Source organism: Enterobacter sp. JBIWA008, assembly GCF_019968765.1.
Classification (GTDB): domain Bacteria; phylum Pseudomonadota; class Gammaproteobacteria; order Enterobacterales; family Enterobacteriaceae; genus Enterobacter.
Genome location: NZ_CP074149.1, coordinates 3,929,763 through 3,949,837, shown reverse-complemented (window position 1 = coordinate 3,949,837; position 20,075 = coordinate 3,929,763). Strand labels below are relative to the sequence as shown.

Here is a 20,075-nt window from a genome sequence, read left to right as displayed (position 1 = left end):
GATGTTCGCTCAGCGACACTGTCCCTGGATGACCGAGATGCTTTCGCCCGTTTTCTGTTTACTCAGGCGATAGGTCACCCGACATTGACGCTGCGCGTCATTTCCCCACTGCACCTTCAGCGTTCCTTCAGAAGACAGGCCGGCGAGGTACACCTGTCCACCATCGCCGACAATACTGCTGCCAGCATCCGGATCGGTGTCGTTTACAACGGTTGCGCCAAAGGGCACCGGTTTGCCGTCAGCGCGGATAAGCGTCATCATCACGCGCTGCCCTACCTGTGCGCGGTATTCTGCCCGCACCAGCGCTCCCCGGGTCGGAACGACGCTACGGCTGGTTTGTTTCAGATCGACATCCTCATCCAGCGTTGACGTGTTCAGCGTGACGTCATTGCGGCGGTATGGCATCAGGTTTGGTACGAGGGCATAACCGCGATAATCCGTTTTGATACCGGTTTGATTCTGGATAGCTACGTTCGACGCGCCTGGTACTTTGACCAGCCCAAACGTTTCGCCCATGGGTTGACCGGCCGTTATGCCCCCGGCGTGGGCGACAATGCTACCCTGCAGGCCGTAGCTGAGATTGCGCTGACCGGCGCTCTGGCTGTAGGCACCATTCACCTCCCCATAAGTCCCCCGATAGTTAACGCTTCCGTAGCCGCTGTTAGACTGCTCCTGCGATGCATGGCTTTGTGTCAGGTTCCAGTTAAGGCTGTTATCCTCCAGTGCCGTACCGTTAAGTCCCACGGTATTGACTGTCCCTCGTGCGGGGCTGCTGCTGACGTTGTAGCTGGCAAATGATTTACCCAGCCACTTATCCAGAGGAATGCTCAGGTTGAGGGACAGGACATCATCGCGTTCGCTGTTTTTCCCGCCTGTGTATTGACCCCCGCCCGCAGTGTTACGATTCATGGCGTAGTTAAGGCTGTAGCTGATGCCGTTCCAGCTGTTGTTGTAACTCATATTCCACGAGGTCGTTTTACGACGGTTATCCCAGTAGTCTTCACTGATTGCCCCAACGGACAGATAACCGCGTTCGCTGCCTAAATCCTGGCTCAGGGTCAGTTCAGCGCGATTACGCTTGCGTTCGGTGCGCATGGAAGATGGTCTATCGCGATAGCTTTCCAGGACATCAGCCAGATCGTAAAACCCCTCGGTGGAATAGCGATACCCTGCAACCGCAAGGTGGGTTCCTGTTTCCGTCAGACTTTTGCTGTAACGCAGACGCCAGGATTGTCCCTGTTGTTCTTTATCGTTTTTTGGCGAACTCCACGCCTGCGTAACGTCTACCGATAACGCCCCTAGCCCCCCCAGGTTCTGACCCACGCCCGCCGCGAAAGCGCGATAAGGTTGTGCCAGCTGTGCGCCGCCATATAACGTCATCCCTTTACCCACGCCGTACAGAAGGGTTCCCTGTGAAAAGGGCGTTTTTTCAATACTGCTGTCATAGGCACGATACTGACCCGCCGTCAGGCTGAACTGCAGTCTGCCCTCACGCTGGAGGACAGGAAGAGAGGCGTAAGGCACGACCATCGACTGCTCGCTGCCGTCGGCCTCTTTAATGGTGACGTACAAATCGCCGCTGCCGCCGGTAGGGTACATATCCGTGATTTCGAATGCCCCGGCCGGTACGGTTGTCTGGTAAATGACGTAACCGTTCTGGCGAATGGTGACTTGTGCACTGTTACCGCGTGCAATGCCGCGCACGACCGGCGCGTAGCCGCGCTGACTGTCGGGGATCATTTCGTCATCGGATGCCAACTGCGCACCTCTGAAAGGCACGCTGTCAAACACGTCAGATGGGGACAGGCTGTCCCCCAGCGTTAACTGGCTTTTCAGCGGAACGATGCTGCGCTGAGCATAGGTATAGACGGTGTTCCACTTGTCGCCGCCACTATCACTGCTGGCGGGGCGGTTCCAGGTGGTGTAGTTACGAAAACGCCAGGCACCCAGATTCAGACCCGGACGCAGATTGAGATACTGACTGCTGCCCTCGCCGGTGAGAGGGCTCACGCCGCTAAAGCTGTAATGCAGAAGTGCGGCGTTAATACCGTCATCCCACTGCGTGGGTGAAACATAGCCACGAATGCGCGGGTTAACCGCCGCCTGCGGGATCGATATGTTCAGACGATGTGCGCCGAATACGAAGACAGCTGCGCTGTCTGGAATCGCTGAAAAATCCACGCACTGCTCGCCTTCAGGCTGTAATCCAGGAAATAACTCTGTACGAACGCCATATCCCGCCAGGGTTTCCGCATCCAGACACGGCTGAAGGCCGTTCTCGGAGGTCTGGAAAAAGGTGACGTCTCTGCTGTCTACCTGTTCGTCATTAAGATAGATTTCAACGGGATAACGTCCCGGTAACTGCCCGCCATTCTCAAAAGCTGACAGATCAGGTACGGTGCCGCCTGTACCTGTCTGCTGTAAAAGTGCAGGATTAAAGTAGTCCCTGGCTTCAGCGTGAACGGAAGGCAGAAGGAGGGCGACTAGCACGGCCATAAGGGATGGCCGAAACTCCGGACGTTTTTGGGCAGCGTGTGATAATGGGGACATGGTTCTTTCCAGCGGTTCGTTACAGGTGCGTTAAAGGGAGGCTTTGTGAGCAGCGCCAGTTGCGCCATAATCACTGATCACCTTCCATTCGACCTGATTGCCCTGAGCTCCAGACGGAAGGTCAAAGAAGGCCGTTGCGCGAGGGGCTACGTAGGTCACATTCTCAAGTTGACGTCCGTTCAGGCTGATTGACTGAAAGTTGATGTAGTATGGGGTCGGGTTATTTACCGACAGGCGCTGTCCCTGACGCGTCCATTTCAGGCTGTTGCTGGCCTGATCCGGTGAGGAGGCCTTCAGGGCTGACGGGCGATAAATCAACTTCAGGCGCGTATTGACGGCCAGTTGCAGGGTATTGTCCGAACGGCTGGGATCGGCTGCGGGGATGGATTTAATATTCATCCAGAACATCGTCTCCCGATCCGCAGCGAAATTTGGGGCCATTTTCAGAATACGCAGAGTATTTTTCTGGCTTCCATCCAGGCGAAAAAGCGGAGGCGTCACGATAAAGCTCTGTTTATCGCTCTGACCGCGTTCATTTTCTATCCAGGACTGAATGAGATAAGGCGTGGCGTCGGGATTGTCTACGCTGATGGACGCCTCTTTTTTGTCACCATCATAGATAATGCGCGTGCCGCCCACGACTACGCCGGCGTGAGCCATTTCGCACCCGATGAGCATGCCCGCAACCAGTAAGGATGAGAGTTTGAATGTCACTGTGGTTTCTCCTCTGGGAAAAAGCCAGCCGGTGGCTGGCTTTCGGATAACGGCAGAAAGCGCTGCCGTTGGATCAGTTGTAAACAACGCTGAAGGTGGCGGTTGCGTTCGCTGGACCGGCGGTCACTGTGGCGGCTTTTGCTACGTAAGCAGCGTTAAATTTCAGCGTATTGGTCCCCGCCTGAGAAAGCGTGACGCGCTGAGATTCGGTGAACAGAGGCAGCACGGTGTTGTCCGCATTACGGATCTGGATGCCGACACCGGTTGCGACGCCATTCACCGGCGTCAGTGCGAGCGCGCTGTTGTCTCCCTGATAAGGCGTTCCGTCGAATTTCACCGCCGCGGAGGTCACGCTTGCCGGGCAGCTCGTCAGATCAATCTGGAAAGCGGTCGCACCGGCGGTATCACCCGCGGCGGAGAAGGCGTTTTCGCTGATCTGGCCTAAAGTGACCGTCTGGTTGGCGCTGGATGCCGATACCGTACAGGCGGCATCAATGATTTCGCCGTTAAACTGAATGGTGCCGTCAGCAGCGTGGGCGGCAGTCAGTGATGCACCGCTGATGATTGACGCGATGGCGATAAAGTGAAGTTGCTTTTTCATCAGGTTTTATTCCTGTAAGTGAGTTACAATTAACACTGTGTTTACGTATTGCGCTTGGATGATGCTGATAAAACGGCAAGCAGCTTCCTGTTTGCAGGGGATAAAAACAGCGCATTTTTTGGTTTGCGAGTAAAAGTATTTTCAAAGCGATGTATTTCTCAATGACAATAGAATTTGATTTGCCCATTTTTATAAGGCTATAAATATCCATTGCGCATGAGGAATACTGTTTATGCGTTACAGTTGAGTTTTTTGAAACTTATTCCAAAAAGCATTTCTGCTTGGTCTCGCTTTGTGTAATCCACTATACCCTCGCAGTAAAATAAAACACTCAGACTGGGAGTTGATTTATGTCATCAAAGACGACATTACATGTAGTCCTTTGCCTACAAGCTGTGAAAACCTCCTGGTCATGAAAATTTTTCTTTGGTTTGTAAGTTAATTTAAATCAATGAATTAGATTTGTTTTTCTCATGATAATCGAGTCGGTAATTTAAGCGGATCTGTCAGAAAAAAGATGTCATCCCCGTAGGGCAACCGGAAAAAACAGCAGTAAATAAAAACATGTTCGTGACAATGAAATAAAAAATAGATTTTTTGATTGATTTTATCTGGGCTTTTATGACAGCCTTTAATAAAAGGAAATTAAAGAGGCTGATATGGCTAATATCCTCATTGTCGACGACCATCCTATGGTTCGTCTGGCTATACGTATGCTGCTCGAAAAAGATAACCATATCATCATTGCTGAAAGTGGTGATGGGACGGACGCATTTAAGGTGATACAGAAAATAAAGCCCGAAATCGTGGTGGTCGATCTTGATATTCCCGGTTTGAGCGGCGTGGAGTTAATAGAAAAACTGCGTAAAACAGAATTTCCTGGCAGGTTACTGGTACTGACTAGTCGGGACGATGAACATTACCTTAACCGATGTATTCAGTTTGGTGCGGATGGATTTGTCGGGAAAGGGAATAATCTGGATGAACTTCGAAATGCCGTCAACGCGGTAGAACGCGGCTACGCCTATTTTCCTCTGCGTCGTCAGGCCAACCGGTTACCCGCCAGTTTTGTCCGCGAGAGCGATGTGATCAAAACCCTGTCAAACCGCGAGCTTCAGGTTCTGCGCTATGTCGCGCGCGGTATGAAAATCAATGATATCGCCAACAAAATGTTCATCAGCAACAAAACCGTCAGCACCTATAAAACCCGGTTGATGCACAAGCTTGAGATAACGCACACCATTGGATTGGTTGATTTTGCGCGTCGCCATCATCTGGACTAACGCATTGAAAAAATTTCTTTTTACCCTTGGCTTATTGTACCTGGTGCTTGCCCCTCTGCGCAGCCTTGCGCTGGAACCAGCGGATGTGCAGATTATTAGCCGGGAGAGCTACGCGCCAAAAGAATTTACGCTCACCAATGATGACTGGCGCTGGTTAGGGAAAAAACGAGTGCTGACGATGGCGGTCTGGCAGCCTGAGATCCCTCCGCTGTCACTGTTTCCGGAAGACGGTCGGCTGGAAGGCATGATTGCAGACTATATTGCGCTTCTTGGCGAGTATCTGGCCGTGCGGATGCACGTTGTTGCATTTGAGGATCGCGATTCGGCTTATGCTGCACTGGCCCAGAAAAAGGTGGATATCGTGGTGGATCCCTCGGCAAAGGTCCGTGGGGTTAATGCTGCACTGGTGGCGTCAGCGAATTTCATTCGGGATCATCCTGTCCTTGTCCACCGAAAACAATCCCCTGAAAAACCGTTTCACTATCAACCCGGGATGCGGTTGGCCATTGCGCGCTGGTATGTTGACGACAGCTGGATAGAGGCCCATTTCCCTGGCGCCAGGCTGATCCATTTTGACACCGACGATCGGGCCATGGCCTCCGTGGCGTTCGGTGAAAACGACTTTTATATTGGTAACCTGGTGACAGGATCTTATTTACTTGAACGCCACTACCCGCATTTTCTGGTGCTTCAGCAGGTCTATCCGGAACGTGATACCGGAAGCCATTTCGTCATGCGCAAGGAAGACCATGCGTTGATACGTTCCGTGGGACGGGTGCTTGATTCGATACCCCGTACCCAGAAGGAGGTCATCCTGCAGCAGTGGAGTGAAGGCTCGTCACGCTGGCGCGTCCGGGAACAAGTGGCGTTTACCGCAGCAGAGAAAAAGTGGTTAGCAGACAATCCCACGGTGCCGGTTTCCGTTAATGCCCTCTATGCCCCCTTCACCATGATTGATGCAAAGGGGAATTTTTACGGGGTTACCGCCGATATTTTGCGTCTGGTCCGGCTGCGTACCGGCCTGCATTTTGATCCAGTTCCGGCGGATTCAATCCGTCGGATGGAGGACCAGATCGCCGGTAAAAAGGCGCTCTTCATGGGCGCGGTCAGCCAGAGCGAGGAACGAACGAAGCAGCTGCGGTTTTCCCGACCCTATTTTACGTCGCCATTTGTGTGGGTAGAGGCCTCGGACAAACATTACACCGCATCCCTGCCGCCGGGAACCCGCGTGGCAATCGTGATGAAAAATGCCCTCATCCCTGAACTCAGGCGCACCCGCCCGGGGATCGTGCTGATCGAAACCGAAAACGCAGCGATTGCGATGCAAAATGTTGCCGATGGTAAGGCAGACGTGGCGATACATACGCTGTTTGGGGCCAGCTACATGATCGATCGTTATTTTCGCGATCGGCTCAAAATTGGCGGTCATATAGGCGATCTGACAGCAAAAGTTGCGTTTGCAGTTTCGCGGGATCAGCCCGAACTTCTGAGCATCCTTAACAAGTCACTGGAGAATATCTCCCCAGCGGATATCACTCATGTGATCGATAAATGGCAGACGCGACCCGATGTCAGACTCAATACGTGGGAGCTGTACAGAACCCGCTTCTGGCTGGTTTCCGGGGTGGCCGGGATTGTCATTCTGACCTCACTTATCTGGATCTATTACCTGAGGCGCGAAATTGGCGCCCGTCAGCTGGCTCAGCAAGATCTTCAGTCTCAACTGGCCTACAACGAAACGCTAACCCGTGCGCTTTCAGAAGAAACGGAACGCGCCGAACAGGCTAACCGCGCAAAAAGTACGTTTCTGGCAACCATGAGTCATGAAATACGGACGCCAGTAAGCGCCATCATTGGGCTGCTTGAACTGACGGTCAACGCCGCAGATAAAACATGGGAAGATGACGATCCCGTCAGGGTTGCCTGTGAATCTGCTCGTTCCTTAATGGGGCTTATCGGGGATATTCTGGATATGGCCCGGATTGAATCAGGTCGACTTGAATTAACTCCGCAGTGGGTCAGAACGACGGATCTTCTGCCGCCGGTGGTGCGGGTCTTCGAGGGTCTGGCGAGGCAGAAAGCGTTACGTCTGCAATATGTGGTGCCTCCAGAGTTGCCAGAGGAGATTTTTCTCGATCCGCTGCGGTTCAGGCAGGTGCTCTCAAACCTGGTGAGTAACGCCATTAAATTCACCGAGAAAGGTTGCATCACCGTTGAAATGACCCTTTTTAACGATGAAATGGCCCCGGCTAACTATCTTCTGCACATTAGCGTTTCGGATACGGGGCGAGGGATTTCCGCGGAAGATCAAAAGAATATCTTCGATCCCTGGGTCCAGGCGAGGGATGGTGCCGTCCAAAGTGGTTCCGGGCTGGGACTGGCTATTTGCGCGCAGCTGGTCACGATGATGGGCGGCAGTATTACTATCGCGAGTGAGAAAGGTAAGGGAACGCAGGTCAGTTTTACGGTGTCAGTCCAGCAGCGGGACAACCCCGTCAGTCCAACGGAGGCAGATGTCGAACCAATAGCGGTTCTTCATCGTCCTCTGAGCATTCTGGCGGTGGACGATCATCCAGCGAACCGGATGCTGTTACGCCGCCAGCTCATGCATCTTGGTCACCATGTCAAGGAGGCACAGAATGGCCTGGAGGCCTGGGAATTGTTTCAGGAGACGCGATTTGATGTGGTAATTACCGACTGCAGTATGCCGGGAATGGATGGTCTGGCATTGACGCGTCTGCTGCGGGAACGTGCCGGTGACGCCTTGATCATCCTCGGGCTAACGGCGAATGCCTGGCCTGAAGAGCGGGCCAGATGCCTTGCGGCCGGAATGGACGACTGCCTGTTCAAACCTCTTCCGATGTCCCAGCTCAAAACGGTGTTGAATGACGTGATGAAAAACATTGCTGCGCCTTGGGGGGAGGCCGTTTCTCTCTCCCGAGTGGTGGATTACCCGAAACTGGAGGCGCTCAGCAGCTTTGATGAGCAGATGCTGGGAGAGTTGCTGCGGGTAACCGTTCAAACGAATAATGACGATCTGCGCTATGCGGCAGACCTGGTTGAGCTGCAGGACTGGCCGGAGCTGGCCGCTTGCATGCATCGTCTGTCGGGAGCCGCGAAAATTTGTGGCGCGAGACGGATTGAACGGGCGAGTCGTGAACTTGAGTTGGCCTGTCTTTGTCCGGAACAGGCTCTGGAACACCTGCATGCCCTGTGGTCAGAGCTTTGTGACGCGGTGGAGGAGTTTAACCTTGCTGTGGGAGGCTGGTTGGCTGAGGTGGAACCCTGAATATCTTCATCCTTTCCGCCCGATAAGCGAAGCGCTACCGGGCGATCGTAGGGTAAATACGCGGTTCGGGTCAATTTATAGCAGATACCTGGTAAGTTAATCAGATATCCGGTTTCCCCTTTAGGCGGTACCGCAAACGTCCTCCTGTCGTGCCATTAACGCAAACACGCCCCAGCCAAAGTATTCCCGCGCGTACGTTACGTGGCGTTTCGGCGCGATGTTTAACTCGGCCCTGACTTCGGCGGCGAAGTCGTCGTCAGGATTGGCCTCCAGCCAGCGGCGCATGGTCAGCCATTTCGCGGCTTCATATCTGTCCCAGCCTTCCTGGTCTGCCAGTACCATTTCCACCACGTTGTAGCCGAGTTCATCGAACGCGCCGACAAGCTCCGGCAGCGTCAGGAAATCGGTCGTCGAGCTGACGCCACAGGCCTGGGCTATCTCGTCCGTTGCCGGAAGCTGACGCCAGTAGGGTTCACCGATTAGCATGATTCCGCCCGGTTTCAGGCTCTGTGCCAGCAGTTCGACGGTCCCGACAAAACCACCGGCAATCCAGGTCGCGCCAACGCAGGCGGCCACATCGCATTTCTCTTCTGCCACATATCCGGCGGCGTCGTTATGAATGAACTGAACCCGGCTGCTGACACCGAGTTCTTCCGCGCGGCGTCTGGCCTGCTCGCTGAACAACTGGCTCATGTCGATGCCAGTCCCCGTAATGCCATGATCCCGGGCCCAGGTGCAGAGCATCTCGCCCGAGCCGCTGCCGAGATCAAGAATGTGGGTGCCCGGCTTCATGCGCAGCACACGGCCAAGCGTGGCGTACTTCTCTTCGGTGAACGGGTTATGGATGCGGTGCTCACTTTCGCTGATGGTAAAAATACGTGGGATATCCAATGTGGAATTCCTTTTATTGCGTTGAGTATTAAGAGGGTGTTCCTCTGAGGTATTTGCTTTTTCAGCCAGCAAAACAAACAGCTTCCTTTCAAATGTCTCGCTGACTGGCCAGTCGTGGCTTCCAGGAGGAAGAAGCAGGTTAAATCCGGCATTGTCGAGCAGGCTGACGTACTCGTCATCGCGCCATGCCGTCATCTGGCTGCCGAAACGGGTGGTGTGACCGTTTGGCTCTATGGCCCAGAACTGCGTTGAGCTGGTCTGTGCTTCCTCATCCCAGCCATGCTCCATCAGCAACAGGTGAGGGACGTCAAGAAACAATCCGTCCGGACAGCGTTGCCAGCTCGGTTCAGCCATTCCCTGACGTTTAACTTCGTCAAAAGTATGGACTTCAGTGAGTAGCCTGCCACCCGGCTCCAGCCACAGTGCGCAGCGGTTGACGAGTGAGCGCGCATCCACCGCGCTGAAAACATTCAGTTCCCCGAACGTCATCATGATGAAATCAAAAGATTTATCCGGCCAGTATGCGCGGATATCCTGCTGGACATAGTTGATATTCATTCCGGCGTTCTGCGCCTGCTGACGGGACCAACTCACGGATGCCGGTGAGAAATCAACGCCGGTGCAGTGAAATCCGCGCTCCGCTAAGTGATGGGTATAAAAGCCGGGACCGCAGCCGAGATCGAGGATATGTGCGCCAGGGGATAACTGGCTGGCAATCCACTCGACCTGCTGCTCAATAACCTCCTGCCTGCGGCTGGCCCAGTCGTGGTCCTGCGACAAATGGTTCGCGAGCATGCGCTGGCTGAAGGCCGGTTCGTCCCAGGGAATTTTACTTTCCTCCGCTGACAGCTGGATGTGTCGGGATGCGAGAATAAGGTTGCTGATATCCATTATGCTCTCCTTAGCGGTTATCAGGCTGTGAGCGAACGTTATTCAGCCCGTTGGTGTTGATGCGGTAGGGCTGACCGTTGACGGACTTGATAAGTTTTTTGGTTTTGAGTTTTTTGAAGGTGGCAAGGGTGCAGTCGGTGAGCAACAGCCCTTCGCGGGTGTAGCATTCAACGGCGGTGACGCGGCCGGACGCATCGCGGACGTGCGCAATACGGCCACCTTTGGCGAGAACGTGTAAGGTACGTTGTTCCTGACGGGATAAATTCATACTGGAAACCTGTTTAATCATCACGTGCAAAACGTGCAAACACACCGCGGTGTCCGCATTCGATTTCGGCGCATTGATAATCAGTCCGGCCTGAAAAGGTCGGGTAACTGATTATCGGATGATTACATTCTCCAGCATCAAAGCCTCGGGTAGAGTTGCAAGGTATTTACGGAGTAAATAATAACACACAGTTTTAGCAGGGATATATTTCAGTAGGAAAAGTGTGATGTACTTCGGAAATCGAGCAACAGCTCATTTACTGAAAAAAGACAGGTGACACTGACGAATGCATGTTTTAGTACCCCTTATATTGCCTCATTGGCTTTTCCCCTGGGAGGTTATTCTTCTTTTGTTAAATCCAGAACATAAATATGCTCACCCTCTTCGATGCCAGAAAAATAGAAGCCAGTTCTGATAAGTAATTTTATTGAAAGGGTATTTTCCGGAACCACACCGGCTTTGATGAGTGAGAAACCGTTCTCTTTTATCCAGTCGATCGTGGCGGTAATGGCTGAATCGCCACGGATAATCTAGACACTTCCGAGCCGTTGATAATACTGGTTTTCATATTCTGTCGGTGACATCTGATTGCTCGAACCATGCCGACGCTTACTGTTATAAAACATTTCGATGTAACCAAAAATATTGCTGCGGGCTTCTTCCCGCGTTCCGTATATCTTTTTCTTTATCCGTTCGCGTTTCAGCAACTGGAAAAAGCTTTCTGCAACCGCATTATCGTGACAGTTACCGCGACGGCTCATGCTCCCCTCCAGGCCGTGTGATTTCAGGAACGACTGACACTCATGGCTTGTGTACTGACTGCCCTGGTCCGAGTGAACCAGCACCTGTTTTTGGGGATTACGCCGCCATACAGCCATCAGCAGTGCGTTCAGGACAATGTCCTTTGTCATCCGGGATTGCATTGACCAGCCGATAATTTTGCGTGAGAACAGATCAACAACCACGGCAAGATACAGCCAGCCTTCGTGGGTCCTGATGTAGGTTATGTCCGTTACCCAACGCTCATCCGGAGCATCCGGATTGAACTGTCGCTGGAGCCTGTTGGGCGACACGATACTGGCCTCGCCTTTACGTGCCCGCGGGCTCCGGTATCCGACCTGAGCCTTTATCCCGACACGTTTCATCAGTCGCCAGACTCTGTTCACTCCGCACGGTTGCCCGCTGTCCCACAGATCCAGATGGATTTTGCGATAACCATAGACGCATCCCGATTCCAGCCAGAACTGTTTAATCTGTCCTGTCAGTCTCAGGTCTGCCTGATGGCGTTGTGAATGCTGCTGCTGAAGCCAGGCGTAAAAACCACTGGGATGAACATCCAGCACCCGACAGAGCAGGCGAACAGGCCAGCAACAGATGTTGTCACGGATAAAGGCGTACCTCAGTCGGACAGCTTTGCGAAGTACGCCGCGGCTTTTTTTAATATGTCCCGTTCGTCGGTAACCCGCTTCAGCTCTTTCTGGAGACGGCGGATCTCGGCCTGAGCATCTGACTGTTCTTTATTAGTGGATGAGTCCGGACCGTACTTCTTTATCCAGGCATAAAGGCTGTGGGTGGTGATATCGAGACGTGTTGCAACGCTGGCAACAGAATAACCGCGATCAACAACCTGTTTGACTGCTTCAATTTTAAACTCTTCGGGATAACGCTTACCGCTCATGGGCACCTCTCTTTAAGCCATCTTAAATGACTCTTAGATGTCTGTTAAACCCGTGGCGATTCACTCCTGGCAGAGAGTAATAGCTTTTCTCATATTTGCACGCTGGTGTAAGTGATGGCGGGATACTTCGACGTTATTTCCGTCGGCATGTGCCTTCGGTACATAAAAAGTTAAAGTAATGCTATTCTTATAAAAATTTGTAATTACGTTGGGATCAACGGTGATGAACCAGCAGTCAGCTAAGCGGTTTGAATGGGTCCGCGGTTTTGCATGGCTACAAATTATCATGCAGGTTCTAATTTCCTTGATCCCATCATTTTCATATTCAGCGTTCGCGCAAACATCCTCAGAATATCGATTGTCCCCTTTCTCGTCTGATCGCCCGGCCTCTCTGGCAGAAGGACCCAGCACTGACCTTCCGTATGCGGCATCAATGACCTCGATGGCCACTGCATTGAGCGGTAGCAATGCGGCTGGCATGGCAACATCTGCAGCTACAGGTTATGCCTCTTCTTCCGCAGAAAAATGGCTGAGCCAGTTCGGGACCGCCCGGGTCAACCTCAGCGTCGACGACAATGGCCGCTGGGACCAGAGCTCCCTCGACCTCCTCATCCCCCTGTACGATAACCGCCAGTCCGTCTGGTTTACACAATTCGGACTCCGCGCCCCCGATAACAGGGTCACCGGCAACCTCGGCACGGGCGTGCGCACCTACTATCTGCAGGACTGGATGTTCGGCGCTAACGTCTTCTTCGACAACGACTTCACCGGAAATAACCGTCGCGTCGGTATCGGCGGCGAAGCCTGGACCAACTACCTGAAGCTCTCTGCCAACTCCTACGTCGGCACCTCCAGCTGGCACGACTCCCGGGATTTCGACAACTACCAGGAAAAACCCGCCGACGGCTTTGACCTCCGGGCCGAGGGTTACCTCCCGGCCTACCCGCAGCTCGGTGCGAAGGTGATGTACGAGCAGTACTACGGGGAGAAGGTGGCCCTCTTTGACAAGGACACCCTGCAGCGCAACCCGTCGGCCATCACCACCGGGCTCAGCTACACCCCGGTCCCGCTGGTCACCCTTGGCGTTGATTACCGCCAGGGCCAGAACGCGCAGAGCGAGGCGAACTTCCAGCTGAGCGTCCGCTACGACATCGGCCAGAACTGGCGAGCGCAACTCGACCCCGATAACGTCCGGGCCCTGCGGACCCTTGCCGGCAGTCGCTACGACCTGGTGGAGCGTAACAACCAGATTGTCCTCCAGTACCGCAGGAAGCCCGACCAGGGTGTCAGCAACCTGACGCTCACCGCCCTCACCGACAACGCCCCGGCTGACGGCCTGACGCAGAACACCGTCCAGGTGCTGGCCACCAACCGCGACAATGAGCCCGTGCGCAATGCGCCCGTAACCTGGAGCACGTCGGGCAGTGCCCGCTTCGCCACCCAGACGGCGGTGACGAACGGGGACGGCCTCGCCACTGCCCTGCTGACCAACACCACCCCGGAAGCCGTACAGGTGACCGCCAGCAGCGGCAGTGCGACCGCCAGCCTCGCCAGCCACTTTATCGAGGTGAAGGTCAGTCACGTGGCCCTGACCCTGACGAAGGATAACAGCATCGCAGACGGCAAAACGGCGAACGCCGCCCTGGCCACCGTCACCGACATCAACAACCGGCCCGTGGCCAACAGCAAGGTCACCTGGTCGGCAGGGGCCCCGGTCACGCTGCTGAATCCGCAGGGGGTTACTGACAGCAACGGCCAGGTCAGGACGCAGCTGACGGCCACCGCCCCGGGCGCGTTCCCGCTGAACATCACCGCCGGGGAGGTGAGCGCCGCGCAGACGACGCACTTCACCGTGAATGCGGCCGCCGCGCAAATTACCGGCTTCAGCATGCTGACCAACAACAGCCCGGCCAACGGCACCACGCAGAACGTGGCGCTGGTGACGGTCCGTGACCCTGCCGGGAATTCGGTGAGCGGGGTGAACGTGACGGTATCGGCAGACAAAGGTACGGTGGCCTTCGCCAGTGCCGCGGCGCGGGCGACCGCGCAGCAGACGGACGGCAACGGGCAGCTGCGGGTGGCGTTCACGGACACGGTGGCGGAGAGTGTCATCCTGACCGCGAAGCTCGATAACGGCAGTAGTAAAACTGTTGCGTCTGTCTTCGGTCAGGATCCTGATTCAGCCAGGGTCTCAGCCTTAATAACGACGACGGGAGCGGTGGCAAACGGTAATGCAATAAATCAGGCCACTGTTACCGTGGTTGATGCGAAAAATAGCCCGATCTCCGGTGTTGATGTGACATGGGCGCAGGATGGAAGTGCTGTGTTTGGTGCTTCAGCGAAAACAGATGCCAGCGGTCAGACTACGGTGACATTCACTGACGTGAAGGCTCAAACCGTAAATATCACGGCATCGGTGAATGGTGCTGGCTTGTCGAAACCTAGTACCTTTATCGCTGACACGGCTACTGCAAAAATTGAGAGTGTGACGATCATAAAGGACAAAAGCCCGGCAGATGGTACTACGCAGAATTCCGCGACTGCGGTGGTGAGTGATGCGAACGGTAATCCCCTGTCTAATGAAACTGTTAGCTGGAGTGCAGATAAATCAACTGTGACCCTGGTACCTGGAGGGAGTACAGACAGCACAGGTAAAACAGCAGTTAGTTTTACTGATACAACGGCTGAGACGTTACAGCTTAATGCTTCGTTAAGTAACGGCTCCTCACTCAGCCAAACCAGTGAATTTGTGGTAGACGTAGCAGGTCTGAAGATCACTCAGTTTTATGCAGCAAGCGCAGCTGATATTCACGATACGACCGTTCTCCGACTTTTCGTCCAGGATAAATTCAACAAACCTGTGAATGGCGCAAACGTCAAATTAAGCGTATCAGGTTCAGCTCAACTGGAGACAACTTCAGGTGTGACATCGTATACGACAATCGGAAATGGAACATTGCTTGTTAATATTACAGATGCAGTAGTCGAAACCGTAACGGCTACAGCGACGCTGGATAATAATGTTTCTGCCACTGCACCCGTTCAATTTGTTCAGTCTAATGCGACAGCAATTACAGTCACGTTAATTCAGGACGGAAAAGGCATTGATGCACCAAATACGGCAGTGGCGAAAGCTGTAGATAAGAACGGCTATCCGGTACCGGGTTATGAAATAAGGTGGTCTCTGGGGTCAACATACACTTCGCAATTTAACTTCACCCCTATTTCTGACGTTACCGATGCGAATGGAGAAGTAAGAACAAGCGTACAATCAAAAAGTTCGTCATTTACGCCCAGAACGTTGACTTTGGAAGCTATCGGAACAACATATGCCTTTAACAATCCTACCGGGTCAACCCAAATGGTTGTTGCGAGAGGAAATTAACGATAACCCCCACCCTTTTGAGTGGGGGTTACAAATTCCGAGGCTTGCTGACGCGCTGCCAGTGCGTATAGCGATCTTTCTTCAGTGTCTCTTTGAATTTTTCAGGCTCTGAAGTATCAGGGTGACCATCTCTAAAACCCGCAATCTCTATTTACTTTCGATAGTCATTCCTGAAGTGGTTTACTGAATTTGGCCACCTGAATAGAGGCGATATGCTCACCTCAGAACAATACAGGTGCACCAATGAAAAGAAGAAATTTTAGTCCTGAATTCAAACGCGAATCCGCTCAACTGGTTGTCGATCAAAACTACCCCGTCTCTGATGCCGCTAAGGCTATGGATTGGACTGACCCCGCCCCGGTAGACGATCCTGCCCTCTATTTTGCATAAGCTAGAATTGCGTGCACTCATCATATACCAACAAAAAAGGCCGCATCCCGCAGCCTTTTCCTTTCACATTCACCCTCTCGGGAACACCCACACATGCTTCTCCGGCAGCGAAAGATGGCAGTGCTGCGGATCCCGAACCTCATGCCCATACGCGCGGATCACAAAATCATCCCCCACCGTGCGGAACAGATACTCCCAGCGGTCGCCGAGGTACATGCTGGTGAGCAGCGGCAGCTCAAGCTGATTTTCCCCTGGCCCCTCGACCACCGCGACGCGCTCGACGCGGATCACCGCCGTGGCGTCATCACCGCTCTGCACCCCTTCACCGGCCTGGCCCCACAGCACCCAGCCTTTTCCTTCGATACGCGCTTTGCCGTCGCGCACTTCGGTGACCTTGCCGTGCAGGCGGTTGTTGCTGCCCATAAACTCGGCGGTAAACAGCGTCTTCGGCGAGCCGTACATCTCCTGCGGCGTGCCCTGTTGCTCAATTTTGCCGTTGTTGAGCAGCAGGATGCGGTCGGAAATGGACATCGCTTCGTTCTGGTCGTGCGTCACCATCAGTGCCGATAGCCCGAGCTTGATAATCAGCTCGCGCAGGAACACGCGGGCCTCTTCGCGCAGCTTGGCGTCGAGGTTAGAGAGCGGTTCGTCCAGCAAGATCACCGGCGGGTTGTACACCAGCGCGCGGCCAATCGCCACGCGCTGCTGCTGCCCGCCGGAGAGCTGGTGCGGGTGACGTTTGCCAAGATGGCCCAGACCAAGCTGGTCCAGCACGTCCTGCACGCGCTGCTGGATCTCTTTGGCCGGCACTTTGCGCAGCTTGAGCGGATAGGCCACGTTCTCAAACACGGTTTTGTGCGGCCACAGGGCGTAGGACTGGAACACCAGCCCCAGGTTACGCTCTTCCGCCGGGACCTCGCTGCGAGGCGTGCCGTCGTAAACTTTATTGTTGCCAATGACAATGGACCCCTGCGTCGGTTTTTCCAGACCCGCGACGGCGCGCAGCAGGGTGGTTTTACCGCTGCCGGAGGGGCCTAACAGGGAGACCACTTCGCCGCGCTTCAGGTTCATGGAGACACCTTTTAAAACAGGATTGTCGCCGTAGGTTAAGTGCAGATCGTCAACCGCTAATTCAATCATGTATTTTCACTCCGAAACGAAGGGCAATGCCCAGACCTACCACGACCAGCAGGATGTTAATGAAAGAGAGCGCCGCCACGATATCAATGGCACCCGCGGCCCAGAGGGAAACCAGCATCGAGCCGATGGTTTCCGTGCCGGGTGAAAGCAGGTACACACCCGTTGAGTATTCGCGCTCAAAGATCAGGAACATCAGCAGCCACGAACCTATAAGACCGTAGCGGGAGAGCGGGATGGTGACGTGGCGGGTGATCTGCCCGCGCGTCGCCCCGGTGCTGCGCGCCGCTTCCTCAAGCTCCGGCCCCACCTGCAGCAGCGTGGAAGAGATAAGCCTCAGCCCGTAAGCCATCCACACCACGGTATAGGCCAGCCAGACGCTGAAAATGGTGCTGCGCAGCGAACGCAGCCAGACGATGACGTTTTCGCGCATCCAGTCGGTCCAGGCGAACCCGGAAAGCCAGCCGGATTTCAGCGAGTTATCCAGCCACATCGGCAGGAACAGGAACACCCACAGGAACGCCAGACCCGCCAGCAGGCCAGGCACGGCGCGCGGCACCAGCACGCTGTAGTCCAGAAAACGCGTGGTGTTGTCCGGCTTACGGTGCATGGCAATGCCGACAAACAGGTAGCACACCACGGCCAGCGCGCCGCCAATCACGCCAATCGCCATGGAGTTAACGATGGCGCGCAGCAGGTTGGGCTGCGCCCAGATGGTGCGGAAGGTGTTCAGAGAAAGCTCGTCCCACAGCGAAACGCCCACGCCCCAGTTGGAGATAAACGCGCGCAATACCACGCCGAGCAGCGGAACGCCGATGGTGACGGTGAGCCAGAAGGCAATCACCGCGCCAGCCACCCAGCGCCATTTACCCAGTGGCAGCGCGCGGGCCTGCGAAGCCTTACCCTTCATGGTGACGAAGCGGTTGGCGGTGCGCATCAGGCGACGCTGGAGCATCACCAGCGGGATGGTGATACAGATAAGCACCACGGCAACCGCCGCCATCAGGTTATAGGATGGGGTGCCCATCTTGTTCGTCAGCTTATAGAGATAGGTCGCCAGCACCATGTTGCCTTCCGGGTCGCCGAGGACCAGCATCAGGCCAAACACTTCCAGCCCCAGGAAGAACAGCAGCACGGTGGCGTACAGAATGGACGGGCGCACCATCGGCAGGCTGACGGAAGTCATCACCTGCCACGGCGACGCGCCCGCGGTGCGCGCGGCTTCTTCCACGTCGGAGCCCACGCTGCGCAGCGCTGACGAGATATACAGATAGGCGTGCGGGACGTGCGTCAGGCCGGCAATGACCACAATGCTCGACATGTCGTAGATATTCCACGGCACAAAGCCAATCAGCGCCTCAGCCCACTGGGAGAGAAAGCCCACAGGACCGGCGGCCACCACGTAGCCGAAGCCCAGCACCATCGGTGATACGAAAATCGGGACCAGGATCAGCGGCTCAATCAACCGGCGGCCGGGCAGATCGGTACGCACCATCAGAAACGCCAGCACGCCGCCCAGCGGGATAGAGATAAAGACCAGCCCGAAAGCAAGAATAAAGCCGCTTTTCAGAGCCTTATAAAAATCAGGGTCGGTGAAAATAAACTCAAATGATTCAAAGCTCCACTCTTTTGACGGCGAAAAGAACGGGGCGGACAGGAAGCTCTGTATCACGATAAACGACAGCGGCGTGTAGATAACCAGGGCGGTTATCAGCACGACGATGCCTCGCGGCAGGCTTTGCCACTTTCTGCGTAATGTATTCATGGGGTATCCCTGGTGTTGCAGCCCAGAAAAACGAACTCATTCGATAAGGGAGCGCGGCGGCATGCGCCGCGCTCAGACGCTTATTTGCCGGCGGCGGTACGCCACTCTTTGATGTACTCCAGGCGTTTTTTCGGCTGCAGGTATTCCAGCAGCGTTTCATCAACCGGGATCGGCTTCAGCGCGTTGCCGAGGATTTTGGTCAGGCCGTCGATATCATTTTTCCCTTCGATATCGTTACGAATGGAGGGAATATCCGCCTGATTGGCCAGAATGCTTTGCCCTTGTTCAGACAGCACGTAGTCGAGCCACAGTTTTGCCGCATTGCTGTTTTGCGATTGCTGGCTGATGAACGACACGCGCGACAGCACCAGGGTGTAATCTTTTGGATAGGAAATGCCGAGCGACGGATCGTTCTTTGCACGCGCTTCCGCATAGGAGCCGAGGATGTTGAAGCCGATCAGGTTTTCACCGGAGGAGACGCGCTCCATCATGGTGCCGGTAGACGACTGCACCGATAAGCCGCCCTTGGCGACGTCGGCCAGGGTTTTGAAGTAGTTAGGATCGGCGTTGTGATCCTGAACCGAGAGCATAAAGCCCAGACCCGATTTTTCGATGTCGTAGGTGGTCACTTTGCCCTTGAATTTGTCCGTCTGGCTGGCAATCAGCTTTGCCAGCGCGGCGTGAGAATCCGGCACGTCCCCGGCCGGGATCAGACGCTTGTTGTAGATAAAGACCACCGGCTCATAGGTAGTGCCGTAAGCCTTATCTTTCCAGACCGCCCATTTCGGCAGCTGGCTTTGCTCCGGAGATTTGTACTCCATGGCGTAGTCGGTGGCGAGCTTCAGACCCGTGTCCATCGAGGAGCTCCAGACCACGTCGCCGCTTACGCCGCCGGAGGCCTGTTCGCTGATGAAACGGTTGTACAGCTCGGTGCTGTTCATGTCGTTGTATTCAACTTTAATGCCCGGGTAGGTTTTTTCGAAGCCCTGGATCAGCGGTCCGGCGGCTTTGATGTCGGTGGTGGAGTAAATAACAACCTTGCCCTCTTTCGTGGCGGCATCAACAACTTTTTGATACTCAGCAGGATACCCCCGCGGCAGGGCAGACAGTGCAGAAGCAGAGAACAGTACGGTAGCGGTAAGCAGAGAAATTCGGAACGTGTTCGACATTATAGTTAACCTTTTAGTTACATTTGAGGAACTAATTGTCAACATAGCGTAAAGCGCGCCTCCG

12 protein-coding genes and 2 pseudogenes are annotated in these 20,075 nt (G+C 54.6%); 4 read left to right on the top strand and 10 right to left on the bottom strand.

Annotation, left to right across the window (positions count from 1 at the left end):
- Positions 1-9: 9 nt before the first annotated feature.
- The 3 genes from KGP24_RS19010 to KGP24_RS19000 all read right to left on the bottom strand — a co-directional run bounded on the left by KGP24_RS19010 (position 10) and on the right by KGP24_RS19000 (position 3,865).
- Positions 10-2,550, bottom strand: coding sequence for a fimbria/pilus outer membrane usher protein (locus tag KGP24_RS19010; protein WP_223561470.1), 2,541 nt, complete (start codon positions 2,548-2,550; stop codon positions 10-12).
- 30 nt (positions 2,551-2,580) lie between these two features.
- A complete protein-coding gene (locus KGP24_RS19005) occupies positions 2,581-3,264 on the bottom strand; it encodes a fimbria/pilus periplasmic chaperone (RefSeq protein WP_087529057.1) in 684 nt (227 codons plus the stop codon).
- Positions 3,265-3,337: 73 nt separating this feature from the next.
- Positions 3,338-3,865: a fimbrial protein gene (locus tag KGP24_RS19000; RefSeq protein WP_045134696.1), complete on the bottom strand. Its 528-nt coding sequence runs from the start codon at positions 3,863-3,865 to the stop codon at positions 3,338-3,340.
- Positions 3,866-4,524: 659 nt separating this feature from the next.
- Here KGP24_RS19000 and KGP24_RS18995 point away from each other — a divergent pair.
- Together KGP24_RS18995 and KGP24_RS18990 are read left to right on the top strand one after the other, a co-directional pair.
- Positions 4,525-5,148: a response regulator gene (locus tag KGP24_RS18995; RefSeq protein WP_045134698.1), complete on the top strand. Its 624-nt coding sequence runs from the start codon at positions 4,525-4,527 to the stop codon at positions 5,146-5,148.
- Positions 5,108-8,437, top strand: coding sequence for a transporter substrate-binding domain-containing protein (locus KGP24_RS18990; protein ID WP_223561469.1), 3,330 nt, complete (start codon positions 5,108-5,110; stop codon positions 8,435-8,437). Before KGP24_RS18995 ends, KGP24_RS18990 begins: the two co-directional genes overlap by 41 nt.
- Positions 8,438-8,557: 120 nt before the next feature.
- Here KGP24_RS18990 and KGP24_RS18985 read toward each other — a convergent pair whose 3' ends face one another.
- The 4 genes and pseudogenes from KGP24_RS18985 to KGP24_RS18975 all read right to left on the bottom strand — a co-directional run bounded on the left by KGP24_RS18985 (position 8,558) and on the right by KGP24_RS18975 (position 12,165).
- Positions 8,558-10,219: a class I SAM-dependent methyltransferase gene (locus KGP24_RS18985; RefSeq protein WP_223561467.1), complete on the bottom strand. Its 1,662-nt coding sequence runs from the start codon at positions 10,217-10,219 to the stop codon at positions 8,558-8,560.
- A 10-nt stretch (positions 10,220-10,229) separates the two neighbouring features.
- Positions 10,230-10,487, bottom strand: coding sequence for a YjhX family toxin (locus KGP24_RS18980; RefSeq protein ID WP_223561466.1), 258 nt, complete (start codon positions 10,485-10,487; stop codon positions 10,230-10,232).
- A 338-nt stretch (positions 10,488-10,825) separates the two neighbouring features.
- Positions 10,826-10,999, bottom strand: a pseudogene (locus KGP24_RS24790) (N-acetyltransferase); the annotation flags it as partial.
- An 18-nt stretch (positions 11,000-11,017) separates the two neighbouring features.
- A protein-coding gene (locus tag KGP24_RS18975) for an IS3 family transposase (protein WP_223561464.1) occupies positions 11,018-12,165 on the bottom strand; the annotation gives its coding sequence in 2 pieces (ribosomal slippage) (positions 11,018-11,928 and positions 11,928-12,165; 1,149 coding nt in all).
- 223 nt (positions 12,166-12,388) lie between these two features.
- Between KGP24_RS18975 and KGP24_RS18970 the strand changes: the two genes are divergently transcribed.
- Both KGP24_RS18970 and KGP24_RS18965 read left to right on the top strand, forming a co-directional pair.
- Positions 12,389-15,550 (top strand): inverse autotransporter beta domain-containing protein, encoded by a 3,162-nt coding sequence (locus KGP24_RS18970; RefSeq protein WP_223561463.1) that lies wholly within the window; start codon positions 12,389-12,391, stop codon positions 15,548-15,550.
- Between the two features lie 243 nt (positions 15,551-15,793).
- Positions 15,794-15,892: pseudogene (locus KGP24_RS18965) on the top strand (transposase); the annotation flags it as partial.
- 117 nt (positions 15,893-16,009) lie between these two features.
- On the opposite strand, the gene KGP24_RS18960 reads toward KGP24_RS18965, so the two are convergent.
- From KGP24_RS18960 to KGP24_RS18950, 3 genes are all read right to left on the bottom strand, one after another.
- Positions 16,010-17,080 carry an ABC transporter ATP-binding protein gene (locus KGP24_RS18960; RefSeq protein ID WP_223561461.1) on the bottom strand — a complete coding sequence of 357 codons (1,071 nt, stop codon included), beginning with the start codon at positions 17,078-17,080 and terminating at the stop codon, positions 16,010-16,012.
- A complete protein-coding gene (locus tag KGP24_RS18955) occupies positions 17,073-18,842 on the bottom strand; it encodes an iron ABC transporter permease (protein WP_032675455.1) in 1,770 nt (589 codons plus the stop codon). The genes KGP24_RS18960 and KGP24_RS18955 overlap by 8 nt, the downstream gene beginning before the upstream one ends.
- Positions 18,843-18,922: 80 nt before the next feature.
- Positions 18,923-20,011, bottom strand: a complete 1,089-nt coding sequence (locus KGP24_RS18950) for an ABC transporter substrate-binding protein (protein WP_223561459.1) — start codon at positions 20,009-20,011, stop codon at positions 18,923-18,925.
- Between the last annotated feature and the right edge of the window lie 64 nt (positions 20,012-20,075).